This window comes from Enterococcus casseliflavus (assembly GCF_029215545.1).
Taxonomy (GTDB): Bacteria; Bacillota; Bacilli; order Lactobacillales; family Enterococcaceae; genus Enterococcus_D; species Enterococcus_D casseliflavus.
This window is the reverse complement of sequence record NZ_CP119393.1, coordinates 790,786-804,482: the sequence shown is the minus strand read 5'-3', so window position 1 is coordinate 804,482 and position 13,697 is coordinate 790,786. Positions and strand designations below refer to the sequence as shown.

Annotated in this window: 11 protein-coding genes; 5 read left to right on the top strand and 6 right to left on the bottom strand. The window is 43.8% G+C overall.

The genetic code is table 11. The annotated features are described in order from the left end of the window. On the bottom strand, positions 1-948 hold the full coding sequence (locus P0G38_RS03810; RefSeq protein WP_275854071.1) for a permease: 948 nt from the start codon (positions 946-948) through the stop codon (positions 1-3). A gap of 220 nt (positions 949-1,168) precedes the next feature. On the opposite strand from P0G38_RS03810, the gene P0G38_RS03805 reads away from it, so the two are divergent. After that, positions 1,169-1,531 (top strand): thioredoxin family protein, encoded by a 363-nt coding sequence (locus P0G38_RS03805; protein ID WP_015510225.1) that lies wholly within the window; start codon positions 1,169-1,171, stop codon positions 1,529-1,531. 93 nt (positions 1,532-1,624) lie between these two features. On the opposite strand, the gene P0G38_RS03800 is transcribed toward P0G38_RS03805, so the two are convergent. Further along, entirely contained in the window at positions 1,625-2,299 is a 675-nt protein-coding gene (locus P0G38_RS03800; RefSeq protein WP_005228549.1) for a redox-sensing transcriptional repressor Rex, read from the bottom strand. A gap of 217 nt (positions 2,300-2,516) precedes the next feature. Between P0G38_RS03800 and P0G38_RS03795 the strand changes: the two genes are divergently transcribed. The 4 genes from P0G38_RS03795 (at position 2,517) to add (ending at position 7,695) form a co-directional block, all read left to right on the top strand. Beyond that, the gene (locus P0G38_RS03795; protein WP_275854070.1) at positions 2,517-4,448 is read left to right on the top strand and encodes an ABC-F family ATP-binding cassette domain-containing protein; all 1,932 of its coding nucleotides are present in this window, start codon (positions 2,517-2,519) and stop codon (positions 4,446-4,448) included. Between the two features lie 100 nt (positions 4,449-4,548). After that, a complete protein-coding gene (locus P0G38_RS03790; RefSeq protein WP_275854069.1) occupies positions 4,549-5,271 on the top strand; it encodes a C39 family peptidase in 723 nt (240 codons plus the stop codon). A 148-nt stretch (positions 5,272-5,419) separates the two neighbouring features. Beyond that, positions 5,420-6,526, top strand: coding sequence for an alanine dehydrogenase (gene ald, locus P0G38_RS03785; protein ID WP_060791374.1), 1,107 nt, complete (start codon positions 5,420-5,422; stop codon positions 6,524-6,526). A gap of 152 nt (positions 6,527-6,678) precedes the next feature. After that, on the top strand, positions 6,679-7,695 hold the full coding sequence (gene add / locus P0G38_RS03780) for an adenosine deaminase (protein ID WP_275854068.1): 1,017 nt from the start codon (positions 6,679-6,681) through the stop codon (positions 7,693-7,695). A gap of 69 nt (positions 7,696-7,764) precedes the next feature. Here add and P0G38_RS03775 read toward each other — a convergent pair whose 3' ends face one another. The 4 genes from P0G38_RS03775 to P0G38_RS03760 all read right to left on the bottom strand — a co-directional run bounded on the left by P0G38_RS03775 (position 7,765) and on the right by P0G38_RS03760 (position 13,558). Next, entirely contained in the window at positions 7,765-8,532 is a 768-nt protein-coding gene (locus P0G38_RS03775) for a histidinol-phosphatase (RefSeq protein WP_275854067.1), read from the bottom strand. Positions 8,533-8,804: 272 nt separating this feature from the next. Further along, positions 8,805-9,788: a LacI family DNA-binding transcriptional regulator gene (locus P0G38_RS03770; protein WP_275854066.1), complete on the bottom strand. Its 984-nt coding sequence runs from the start codon at positions 9,786-9,788 to the stop codon at positions 8,805-8,807. 286 nt (positions 9,789-10,074) lie between these two features. After that, positions 10,075-10,914, bottom strand: a complete 840-nt coding sequence (locus P0G38_RS03765; RefSeq protein ID WP_010749858.1) for a sugar phosphate isomerase/epimerase family protein — start codon at positions 10,912-10,914, stop codon at positions 10,075-10,077. Next, positions 10,886-13,558, bottom strand: coding sequence for a beta-galactosidase (locus P0G38_RS03760; protein WP_275854065.1), 2,673 nt, complete (start codon positions 13,556-13,558; stop codon positions 10,886-10,888). The genes P0G38_RS03765 and P0G38_RS03760 overlap by 29 nt, the downstream gene beginning before the upstream one ends. Positions 13,559-13,697 lie beyond the last annotated feature (139 nt).

Sequence of the window (13,697 nt, the reverse complement as noted above, 5' to 3'; positions counted from 1 at the left end):
TTACACCACCCATGCATAAATTGAAACGACGATTGCGACTAATCCAACTAAAGAAGCGATAAAACGCCCCGAAAAGTACCGCTTCATCATCAACAGGTTTTTAATATCTACCATTGGACCAAAAACCAGGAAACCGACGACTGGTCCAGTACCGAACAAACTCAACAACGAAGAGCCAATAAAGGCATCTGCTTCGGAACATAGGGATAACGTTAATGCCAACAGCAGCATGACGAAGACCGCTAACAGCTTCGTGGAGCCTAATGTCAGCATCAAACCAGTTGGCAGATAGGTCTGCATCGCTGAGGCGATCAACGCACCAATGATCAAATAACGCCCAGTATCGAAAAACTCATCCAAACTATGCTGCAGCAAATGACGAATCTGCCGAAGGAGCGGATGACTGCTCTTTTCCGTTTGATGGTGGGCGTGATCATGCCCCTGATGGTGTGAATGACCTGACTGCTCATTCCCGCCACTTAATTGATTGACAAGCCGTGTTTTTAAGATCTCTTGTTTGTTAAAATACGCCAGCCAGATCCCCACGACCATTGCGACCAATAAGCTGCCCAGTACACGCAAAAAAGCGAACTTCGCGGAATTTCCAAAGGCAATGAATGTAGAAAAAATCACGATTGGATTGATGATCGGTGCAGTCAGCATAAAGGCAAACGCCGTATACACTGGCACCTCTTTTTTTACGAACTGATTAACGATCGGTACGATCCCACATTCGCAGGAAGGAAAAAAGAACCCCAGACCACAACCAACTGTGATCGATGCCAATTTGTTTTTTGGTAAGAGTCTCGTGACTCTTTCTGGCGTCAAGAAGACTTGTAAGGCACCTGAGATCAAGCAGCCCAATAGGACAAACGGCAAGGCTTCAATGACGATAGATAAAAAAATAACACTCATTTGCAGGACAGAATTCGGTAATGCCTGAAACATAACTTTAACCTTCTTTATCAATAAATTCGAAACGCTGGAATTACTATACGTTTTTTCCTTTTTTTATACAACGTTTTTTTTAAAGCAGCCTATTTTTTTAATCGTTGCTTTAGATTTCCCTTATCTTTGAATCCTTCTTACTCACCTAAGCGATCAGCTGCTAGCAGATATTTTGACTTTTCCTCAAGAACAGCGTACATTTTCCATGGAGGAATGACTTATGCAAAAAAATCAACCGATCCAAGAGCAGCTCGCCCAACAACCGTTGGCACTACTCTATCTCTCTCAACCGAATTGCAGTATTTGTGTTGCAGACAAACCACGCATCCAAAAACTGGCACAAACCCAGCAACTCCCCCTATTTACCATCAACACGCTGGCAGAGCCAGAAGCAGCCAGTTTATTTTCGGTCTTGACGGTTCCCGTTGTCCTCTTGTTCGCGAATGGGAAAGAAGTGCATCGTGAAGCCCGCATCATCGATTTCACACGTTTGACTCAACAAATCTTGCGGTATCAAGAAGCGCTCACAAGCGTTGAAGAGCAAGATTCCTACGAATCACTTTTTGACCAGTTAGACGAGTAAGATCAGTGGTGAAAAAGCAAAAAACAGCTGTCAGATCGTTGTATATACTACGATCTGGCAGCTGTTTTGTTGGTTCCTATTTATGTGATGCGATTATTCGCTTAGTGATGGTTCTTCTACTGGTTCTTCATGGGACAAGACGTTGCCTGAATGCAAGAAATAAATCAATGTTTGCAATTCATTGGTTAAGTCAACGTTTTGAATCAGCACGCCTTTTGGTGCAGTGATCCGTGCAGGTGTAAAGTTCAAGATTCCTTTAATGCCAGCTTTCACAAGCTCGTTCACTAAATCTTGTGAATGTTGTGCGGGAACCGTCAAAATAGCCACATCGATCTGCTGGATCTTCACTTGTTCCTTCATGTCATCCATTGGATAGACCGGCACACCATCTACGATTCGACCAACTAGATCTTCATTGACATCAAATGCAGCACTGATCCGAATGCTGTTGCTTTGGTGAAATTTGTATTTCAACAAGGCGCTCCCCAAGTTTCCGACACCGACTAAAGCTACATTCGTCATGTGGTCTTCGTTCAATGTCTTCGCAAAGAACTGCATCAAGCTTTCAACGTCATAGCCATAGCCGCGTTTTCCTAATTCACCAAAGTAGGAAAAGTCGCGGCGGATCGTCGCACTATCAACTTGAACAGCTTCACTTAGTTCGGTCGAAGAAACTTTTAATTTGCCAGCTTGGTGCAAAATACGCAAGTAACGATAATATAAAGGCAATCGCTTCGCTGTTGCCTTTGGAATTTGATGATCTTTCAAAGAATACTCCCCCATTGTGAAAAATTCACTTGTGATGAAGCTATCATAACAAATACATTGTTCAAAAATCAATTTGAATGCTCATAATTTGAAATATAAATTTTATAATGGTAAAATCAAACTTTTTCCCAATCGCCGTTTCCCCTAAAATATGATAGACTTGTAGTATTGCAACCTTGATACAGACAAGTTTCTTAAAGATAGGAATGACATACACATGATTTTATTACAAGCCAACCAAATCGCCCGTCTTTTCGGAGCCGAGGTTTTATTTGAAAATATCCAATTAGAAATTGCCAGCAATTCCCGAATCGCGCTTGTTGGGCGTAACGGTTCTGGTAAATCAACGCTACTGAAAATTATTGCTGGACTCGAAAGTCCTGATAAAGGAACGATCGCTAAAAACAAGACCGCTACGATGGGCTACTTAGCTCAAGATACCGGACTTGATAGTCAAGCCACCGTTTGGGAAGAAATGCTAGGAGCTTTTGCAACGGTTCGGCAGATGGAGCAGCGCATGCGTACCTTAGAGATCGCCATCTCCGAAGCAGATCCTGCTGCTGACTCTGGCAATCTCCTAAAAGAATACGACCAATTGCAGCATGAATTTGCAGAAAAAAACGGCTATGGCTATGAAAATGAGATTCGCTCCGTCTTGCACGGTTTTCAGTTTGATCCTTCTTTTTACACGCAAGCCATCAATACCCTTTCTGGTGGTCAAAAAACCCGCTTGGCATTAGCAAAAATGCTACTGCAAAAACCTGATATCTTGATCCTCGATGAACCGACCAACCATTTAGACATCGAAACGTTATCTTGGTTGGAAAACTATCTGCAAGGATATGCCGGTGCGTTGCTGATCGTTTCCCATGACCGTTACTTCCTAGACAAAGTCGTCAACGAAGTCTACGAACTGAGTCGCCAAAAAATGCGCCACTACAAAGGCAATTACAGCCGCTATTTGACCCTGAAAGCGGAGCAGTTGCAAAGTGAATGGAAAGCCTTTGAAAAACAGCAAGAAGAAATCAATAAACTGGAAGACTTTGTTGCCCGCAACCTTGTCCGTGCGTCTACCACCAAACGCGCGCAAAGCCGCCGTAAGCAATTAGAGAAAATGGACCGGCTGGATCGCCCGCAAGGAGATGAAAAATCCGCCCACTTCCTTTTTTCCATTGAAAAACCTTCAGGAAATGTTGTGATGCAAGTAGAAAATGCCGCTATCGGTTATTCTGAAGAAGAAGTCTTATCGGCGCCCATCGACTTAGATGTTCGGCGCAAAGATGCGATCGCTTTAGTGGGACCGAATGGGATCGGCAAATCAACCTTACTGAAATCGCTGATTCATAAAATCCCCTTTATTCAAGGAAAGGTCCATTTTGGCGCCAATGTCTCAATCGGGTACTATGACCAAACCCAATCCGATCTGCATTCAACCAAAACGATCCTTAATGAGCTTTGGGATGACCACAGCACCACACCTGAAGTCGAGATTCGCAATATATTAGGCAGCTTCTTATTTTCGGGAGAAGATGTTGAAAAGCCGATCACGCTGTTAAGCGGTGGCGAAAAAGCCCGTGTCGCTTTGGCAAAATTAGCCATGGACCATGACAATTTCTTGATTTTGGATGAGCCAACCAACCATTTAGACATCGACAGCAAAGAAGTCTTAGAAAATGCGCTGATCGATTATGAAGGCACTTTGTTCTTCGTATCTCATGACCGCTACTTTATCAATCGAATCGCCACCAAGGTCGTGGAACTGTCTGAAAACGGCAGCAAGCTCTATCTCGGCGATTACGATTATTATTTAGAAAAGAAACAAGAAGAAGCTGAGATCGCAGCGATGTTGGAAGCAAAAACAACCGAAACCACCCTCTCAGCGGGCAAGCAAACCTTTGTCCAAAGCAAGGAACAGCAAAAAGCCGTTAGAACCTTACAGCGGAAAGTCGCCCAAATCGAAGAAGAGCTTGCCGCAATAGAAGAAACGATCCAACAACTGGAACAAGACATGACCGCACCAGATGCATTGAATGATCATGTCAAATTGACCGCGTTGAATCAAGCATTAGAACAAGCCCGCACTGAACAAGAAGCCCTATTAGAAGCATGGGAAAACACTAGCTTAGAACTAGAGGCATTTGAAAGTTGATCGTGGAATCGGTCTGTAGGCCGATGACAAGCGCCCCCTCCTTTGTTTTACTTAAAAGAACAGGATGAATACGTACGATTCGTAAAACAAGGAGGGAAAAATGCAAAAACAGACAGATGTTTATCGAAAGCGTCGGCCAATGGTTGTTTTGGCAGGATTGGTGTTGATTTGGATAGGGTTCAATCGAATCTCTCATCACGTGTTGTACGGAGAGTTGTCCGAACACGTGCATACCGTCGTTGCCTATGATGAGAGTTATGACGACGAATATGTTTATTCTCAAGCTATCTTTAGTGATGACATCAATGCTTACTTATGGGAAATGGACATCACGACACCGATTTTCTTGCAGACGAACGAAGAATGGGCTGATAGATCCTATGGCAATGACGGCAGCCAAAGCTTAGCAGAAAACGGCTGTGCGATTGCTTCTCTTGCGATGGTTCAATCCTATCTTGAAGGCTATCCCATTTCGCCACTGGAAGTCCTCAATTGGGCGGGGGATCATTATTACGTTGACGGACAAGGAACGGACTGGCGGATTTTTTCTGATTTTGCCGATGCAAACGGCTACAACTACTATGATCTTGGCACAGATCTAGCCAGTGTTGAAGCTTACTTGCAACAAAATCATCCGGTCATCGTTTCTGTGACTCCAGGGGAATTTACAGATGGCGGCCATATCATGGTCTTAGGTGGAATGATGGACGATCAAGTGTTTGTCTTAGATCCCAATGATGATCCAGAAAAATCCCATTACGCTACCTACTACACACTAGATGAAATCGCTAATCAAAGCTTACGCTTTTGGACCTTCAGCTGATTGATCAAAAAAAGTCCCCTTTCGGGGCTTTTTTCTTTGTCGTCCCGAAAGCAGCAACTGGATCTTACTTTTTTAATAAAAAAACCATTCTTTCTCCCCTTAGGAATCCGCTTTCTATTATAATGGAAGAAAGAAAGGTGTGAAGTCTATGAAAATCGGTATCCCAAAAGAAATCAAGAACAATGAAAATCGTGTGGCATTGCCGCCCTCGGGAGTCTATGAGTTAGTCCAAGACGGACACGAAGTCTTCGTTGAACAAGGCGCTGGTGCAGGATCAACCTTTTCTGATCAAGCGTATCAGGAAGTCGGCGCTACGATTACTACCGTTGAAGAGGTTTGGGCCTCTGAATTGGTTATGAAAGTCAAAGAACCTTTACCAGAAGAATACCCCTTTTTGCATGAGGGACTGGTTTTATTCACCTATTTCCACGTAGCCGCCAATCAACAGCTTGCTCAAGCATTGATCGACAGCAAAGTGATCGCTGTTGCTTATGAAAACGTTCAGCTGGCGAACGGCACCCTACCTCTGCTGTCCCCCATGAGTGAGATCGCTGGAAGAATGTCTGTTCAAATCGGCGCGCAATTTCTCGAAAAAATATATGGCGGAAAAGGGATCCTACTTTCAGGTGTTCCCGGCGTCCGTCAAGGTCGGGTAACGATCATTGGTGGTGGCGTTGCCGGTGAGAATGCCGCGAGAGTCGCCGTAGGTCTAGGCGCACAAGTGACGATTTTAGACGTTTCGATCCCACGCTTACAAGAGCTGGATCGACAATTTTCTGGTCAAGTTCAAACCTTGTATTCCAATCGCTTGAATATCGAACGAACGATCCAATCCGCAGACTTGGTGGTAGGAGCTGTCTTATTGCCAGGACAAAAAGCTCCGTGCTTAGTGACCCGCGACATGGTGAAACAGATGCCTGAAAAATCCGTGATCGTCGATATTGCCATTGACCAAGGCGGAATTTTTGAGACCGAAGACAAAGTCACCACCCACGACGAGCCAACCTATATCCGGGAAGAAGTTATTCACTATGCAGTGGCGAATATGCCAGGTGCTGTGCCGCAAACGGCAACCATCGCATTGAGCATTGCCACCTTACCGTATGCCCAGCAGCTAGCGAACGATCCTTTAACAGCGTTGCGAGAAAATCAGGCACTTGCCAAAGGGGTCATCGCCTATGAGGGCGCATTTACTTCAAAAGAAGCCGCTCACGATCTGTCATTGCCTTTTACCGATCTATCGGAATTGATTTGAGCCACTCTCCCACAATAAAACCAGCAGCCGCACAAGTAATTCGCGGCTGCTGTTTTGCTTTCTATGAGAATTTCCTTTTTTGGGTAGCATGGGTTTTGGAAGTATGCTATATTCATACTTAAAAAAAATTCGACCTAGACAGGAGGAACACTGTGCTTACTCAACAACAAATCCAAGCATTTCCCAAGGTAGAACTTCACTGCCACCTCGACGGTTCCATTCGTCCAGAAACATTGATCGCCATCGCCAATCAGCAAGAACTACCGATCGAGCAAGACATAGAAGCTGTGAAAGCACAGATGCAAGCCCCCAAAGATTGTCATGACCTGAGGGATTATCTTCGCTGCTTTGATTTCGTTCGGCCGTATTTGCAAACACAAGAAGCGTTAGCAGCTGCCGCCTATGATGTGATGGAACAAGCCGCTCAAGATGGGGTCGCTTATATTGAGATCCGCTTTGCCCCCAGCTTATCGATGGACAAAGGACTCACTTGCAGCCAGACCATCCAAGCCGTGATCGAAGGCATCGCACGAGCAGAAGAACGCTACCCAATCAAAGGCAATGTTTTGGTCATTGGGATGCGTCAAGAAGACCTACCAGCTATTACGGCGATTTTTAATGAAGCGATCGCTCTTACCGATGAAAAAGTCGTCGGCATTGATCTGGCAGGTCCAGAAGAAGACGGGTACGTCCCTGATTTAGCTGCCAGCTATCAAGTGTTCCTCAATAACCAAAGTGTCCAGCTGACCTTACATGCAGGCGAATGCGGCTGTGTGCAAAACATTTATCAAGCTATCGAAAGCGGTGCGCAGCGGATTGGCCACGGCATCGCCTTAAAAGGAGATCCTACTGCTCAAGCGTTTGTTCGAGAACAAAATCGCTGTATCGAAGGCTGCCCTACCAGCAATGTTCATACGCGTGCAATTCCCACATACTCGGCATACCCATTAAGAGAATGGCTGGAGGCCAAGGTCCCTTTTTGTTTGAACACCGATAACCGAACGGTCTCAAACACGACATTGACCAATGAATACCTGCAAATGGCTCATCATTGCGACATATCCGAATCAGAGATGCGCTTCTTAAACGAAACTGCCGCTCAGCATTCCTTTGCGGAAGCTTCCGACAAAGCGGTACTCTTGAAAAAAATTCAAGAATGGCAATTCTAATAAACATGGACGCTAGTGATCCCCACTGGCGTCCATGTTTTATTTCCAAAACGTTCAACTTTCTTTCCTTCACGCAAAGAAGAGCCGATCGATCCGTGTTAACCCCAAAGCATCGATTTCTAAAAGAGCTCTTTCGTAAATTTCTGTATTCGTTAAAGTCGCACTCTCGTGGGCATCGATCCCAATAATACAAGAGCAGCCGACTTCCTTGGCGATCTTCCAAAATTCAGGATGCGGATAGCCACCGTTCGTATAGCCTGCCAAATTATACTCCAACGGCAGCTGATACTCTTTGGCTTTTTCACATAAGCGGTAGGCAACTTCTTCACAATGAGAATCGAAGGTTTTATAGCCCCGCATGAACACATCTGGGTGTGCCATATAAGCAAAGATCTCTGATTCGATCCCTTGTAGGGAGACTCGAAGATAATCTTTGATCGCTTTTACCGAATCCCCGGGTGTATGGTCGTAATAGTGATTGCTTTCGATTTCAGGAAAGTGATTGCCAAAAATCAAATAGTCGATCGACAGCCTGTCTTTCTCTGCAACTAGCCAAGGGATCATTGTTTCAAAATATTCACACTCTAATCCTAATTTCACATCGATTTGTCCTTGGTATTTTTCCTGTAAGCTTTTCACCGATGAAACGTAATCTTCCAATTGCGCAACATCCATCCGCATGGGGGAGACATACCCATCCTCAAAGGGCCAGGGACAATGATCAGCGAAGCCAATTTCCTTAAAGCCAGCTTGGATGGCTTTGATCACATAGTCTTCATCAGAATCCCGTGCATGTTTGCATCGAGTTGTGTGGGTATGATAGTTTGCTTTCCACATGGTTATTCACTCCTTCTTATTGCATTTAGGTTAATTTGTTTTTGTGATCGCATTTTAGGTACACTCTTCTTGAGGCGCTATCCTTCAAGCCGTTCGCTATTTTACAGAATCTTTTGTAAGCGGAACCATTTTTTCGAAAAATAGTACTAGCTATCAACACCTATCACTTAGCAACTTCCTCATTCTGGATTTATTCCAGTCCATTTCATTATAGAATTGCGGCTATCCCAAGACAATCAAAAGAAAGCTGCAATCGGTTGCTTCTTTTTCCATCACTTCCATTGAGTCGTTTCTCTTGGGACAAATGAATTTTTCAAGAGGACGTGTCTTGGTGCGGTTTTGTCTCCTTGTACCTCTTGAAAAAGTAGCTGGGTCGTCCAATCCACCATCTCCTCTAAAGGTCGTGCGATGGACGAAAGCAAAGGGCTAGTACAAAGACAAACATTGGTGTTTTCATAACCAATCACCTGAATCGCTTCACCAATCTTTTTATCCAGTGAATGAAGGGAACGTAAAGCGCAGGCTGCAAAAAAATCGCTTGCCGCAAAAATGCCATCGATAGAAGGCCATTGATGAAAAAGTTGATCAAAGGATGTTTGCGTGACATTTACAAAATCGAGTACGACCTCGTGAACATGGATCTCTGGGTATTGGTCCATCACTTGATAAAAACCAGCTGATTTTTCTTGAACGGAATGTAATGTCTTTGGTCCATTAATGAAGAGGATCTCGCGACAACAATTTTGGCTTAAGATCTGTGCTGCCAACTGTCCACCTGAGGTATTATCCGCAGAAACGGAGGATACTTCATCGCTAAGGACTCTACCCACACTCACTAGAGGTAATTTGAGAACCTTTTGCAACAACGGACCTTGCGTACAAAGGTTGGTACATAAAATTACCCCATCAATATTATTTGCGAGAAACAAGTTCAAAAAATAGGTTTCTCTTTCAGGATTCCCTTGTGTGGTACCAATCATCAAACTATAGCCTTTCTCAATCAGTTGCGACTCGAATCGGGTAATAAATTGATTATAAAAATCATTTTTCAAATCATAGATCAGCAAGCCTATCATCTTTGAGGAATTGTAATAAAAGGACCGTGCTAATTCATTTGGTACATAATCAAGTGCTTGAATTGCTTCTAGCACAATCTGCTTTGTTTCTTCATTGACATATTTTCTGTTATTGATCACTCGTGAGACGGTGGTCACGGATACATTGGCAAGTTTTGCCACGTCTTGCATGTTTGCCATTGGTTCCTCCTTTCGCTCTTTTACATGTCTCGTAAATATTAAATCCTTTTCCATTTGATCCATTATCCGAATGCAACGATTTAAAACGCTTTCTTTTTATTCTATAATAACAAATCTTACCTCATATTTTTTATTTTTATGAAAATAAAAAAGTTGTTTAGATGAAATCTCATCATAAACAACTTTTCTATGCTAGATAAAATTTGCATTCAATGCCAGCGTTTTTTAAGAAACCAAGAAAACTACTCCCGCGTTCTCTTACACAATCGTCTACACAAGCACCCAGCTAATTTTTTAAATCTAAGCCTTCAATCAACGCCACCGCACGATCGATCCCAGCATCTTTTGTTTCTTCTAGCACCACGTAACAGTATGGCTTATGTTTGATCAAAAGCTGTAAAATTTCTGGATACCGTATTTGTCCTTCGCCTAATGGGACAGGGATCACCTCTTCTCCCGAGAGTTGAAAATCCTTTAGGTGCAAGCAGACGATTTTCTCACCGAAAAGAGTAAACGCTTCTTCTACCAATGCGACTTGATCAGCAGCCGTTTTTGCGGTGATCAAATTCGTTGGATCGTAAATGATCCCTAAATAATCAGAAGGAACACGTTCAATCAGCTCGGCGATGCGCTGATTCGAATACAGCGGATGATTCAGTCCGGCTTCGATCCCTACCATGATTTGATATTTTTCTCCCACTCGAACGAGTCGCTGGATCACATGGATCAAGTCTTCAAAAACCTCATCTGAAAAATTCTCTTCACTATATCCCAGTGCGGCAATGACTGAGCCTGTTTCTGAAGCCACCATGCTGGCACCAAAATAACGGGCATGGAATAAATAGCGCTCAAATTTCTGTAAGATTTTTTCTCGTTCCTCTGGTTCGGGATGAATCAAGTTACTATAACAACTTAACAAAGCGATTTGAACGCCTTGTTCTTGGAATTCATTCTTGAAGAAGGTCCCCATACCTGGATTCATCTTTTCAGGAGCACTTAGATCTGGAAAAGACGCATTCAAGGCAAACTGAACGTTTTTTATTTTCTTTGCACCTACCGCTTGTGCTAACTGCTTTGGTGTATATTCTCCTGAAAGGTCATGCCCTCGGATGGCTAAATGAATCATCTGACTCCTCGCTTTCTACTATTTTTTCCCATTCAATAATCAAATTTTCATAAGGTTCTAGCCTATGGTTCCCCCGCGCCAGCGCTTCACCTAATAAGCGTTCGAAACCGGGTAGATGTAAGGTAAAATCAGCTGTCGTCAGCCCTAAGTTACTGATCCAGAGTTGGACATGGGTCGCTGACTCTCGGCGATACTTCATCACACCTTCCGAACATTTGATCAACTGGCGCTCTGATTCATAAGGGAAAAGTTCTTTGCGACAAAACGACTGCCATATCAAACTGTCTGGTAAATTGCTAGGTAGCGCACCTAAATAGATGATCTCTCCTTGAGCCAGTTGTTTCTTAGCTAGTAGCGTTTGGTCATTCCCACGTCCGATCGTTTCCCAATCTTCTGGGCAGTGAAAAACTGTGACCAAATGATCCAAAGGTTCTTTTAGGCCGTCATAGGTTAGCTGATAAGTCAGTCCTTTCACCGTAAACTGCTGGATTTGGTCAAACCCGAGCCATTCTCCTAAACGATCTAAGCCATTCGTCGCTGGCCACGCCAGCTCTTTTGTCCGATCCCCCGTCATCGGGCCTAAAATCAGCTTGCCTCCTGCTTCAGTAAAGGCGGCAAATTTTTTCAACAAGGTAGGACTGATCCAACGAACAAATGGGGCAAGAACAACATCATACTCTTCTAACGGACTATTTTCTTGAATGATTTCTACACGAATTCCTTGCCGAATCAGACTGCCGTAAAATTCGGTAAACAGGCTGCGATAATCATAAACACCCCCATGATCGATCGTGTAAAAACGTTTCGAGTAATCCGAGTAGATAATGGCTATTTTTGCCGATACATACTTCGTTTCCGCTAAAAGTGGTGCGATCTGTTGTCTTAGTTCGCCAATCCGAACTACCTCTTCATACCCACGATCTGGCTCTCCCCAAGCAGTTAACACGGCACTATGGGTTTGCTCCACACCATAGCGATGTCCACGAAAATGCCAAAAGCAGAAGGATTTCAAATTACCAGCATAGCCAATGAACGCTTCACTTGTGACAAACCCATGAGGACGAGGTGCCGCATAATTTTCAATATGACCTGCATTGGCAGTACAAGTTTCTAACAATAACATTTCCTTTTTGCGCGGTTTGACATTCCGCCAACGATCCAAGTTCATGGTATACGCTGGATAGTTGTCTGCCGGTGCATACGTATCAAAACCAGCAATATCTAAATCAGCAAATAGCTCATCATTTTGCAAGTTAAACCCAAAAGCGGAGTTATGGGTAATGGGCAACGCGGTCTCCATTCGGATAAAATGACAAAGATCATGCGCAAACTCATTCAACGTATCGGTGGTAAAACGGCGAAAGGCATTCATCAAGGAAGAATTATGCAAAAATGGGGTCGTTAGCGGCAAGACGACATCCTCAAATGCGTCATACCACTCACTCCACACCTTCGTTCCCCAACACTCATTGAGGTTAGTCACGGATTGATAGCTGTCTTTTAAATACGTATGCCAACGCGTTTGACACGTCGTACAGTAACATAGATCGACATGACATTTAAACTCATTGTCCAATTGCAACATAACAACATTTTCATGTTTTTCGGCAATCTCAGCGATTTTTCTCGTCAAACGATAGGCATAACGGCGAAAGTCCTCGTTGTTGATACAGACATGCTGTCTTGAGCCGTGATGCATCTTCGTTCCATCTTGGTTAGTGACCAATGCTTCTGGGTACTGTTTTGTAAACCAGCGGGGTGGGGTCGGAGTTGGAATACATAAGCAAACATCGATGCCATTTGCTTGGTACTGTTCTAGCGCACGTTCCAACAACGAAAAATCATATTCTCCAGGTTGAGGCTCCAAGTCGCGCCACATGAATTCCCCAATTCTAGCAAAATTCATGCCCAACGTTTTCATCGTGTGACTATCACTTTGCATGATTTCTTCCGACCAGACTTCTGGATACATGCAGGCGCCGTAATAAATATCAGGAAACAGTGGTTGCTCATGGAAAAACGCCTGTAGACGAATCGCTACATAGCGAGCGATCATATGCGCCCCGAGCTTTGAAAAGTGGGTATCATCTGCAAGACCTGCAGGATAATTGGGGTGCTCATTCGGTGCTAACCAAACAAAGAGTGCTTTGGAAGCTTCTAGTCCTAATGTGTCATAATAATGATAGGTATAGCGATTTAAATCAAACAAAACTACTTCTTCCGTTCGACTAAGTTCTCTTAAGACAGGTAAAAATGCTGACAACGTATGCGCCAATCGTCCCTCTTCTCCTACCCGCCGTTCAACAGGTGTACACAAAATCGGGATTCCTGCTTTTTCTTTGATTTGACGGATCATGTCTGTCAAATGAGCAATGTACGCCTCCATCGTGACATGATTTTTCTCTTTTTGGTCATTATGTCCAAATTGCAGTAGGACGACTGTATTCGGTTCGACTTCTTGCAGGAGTTGCTCAAACAACCCTTCTTCGATAAACGAACGAGTCGTACTGCCGTTTTTTGCAAAATTGCGTACGTTTACTTCTGGGGGTAGATAGCTTGGTAAGGCTTGTCCCCAGCCCATCATTGGCTGTTGATCAAGGGGATAATCCGCCATGGTTGAATCTCCGCCTAGAACGATTTTCATCTCTTTTCTTCCTCCATCTATTTACTATCAGATTTCCAACAGCGTTGACAAGTCTGCTGGTTTTCTTGCTGAACTTAAGCTGTATTAGAAATCGCTTTCTTTTCTATTATACAAAACATTGGCTGACGAAAACATGGAA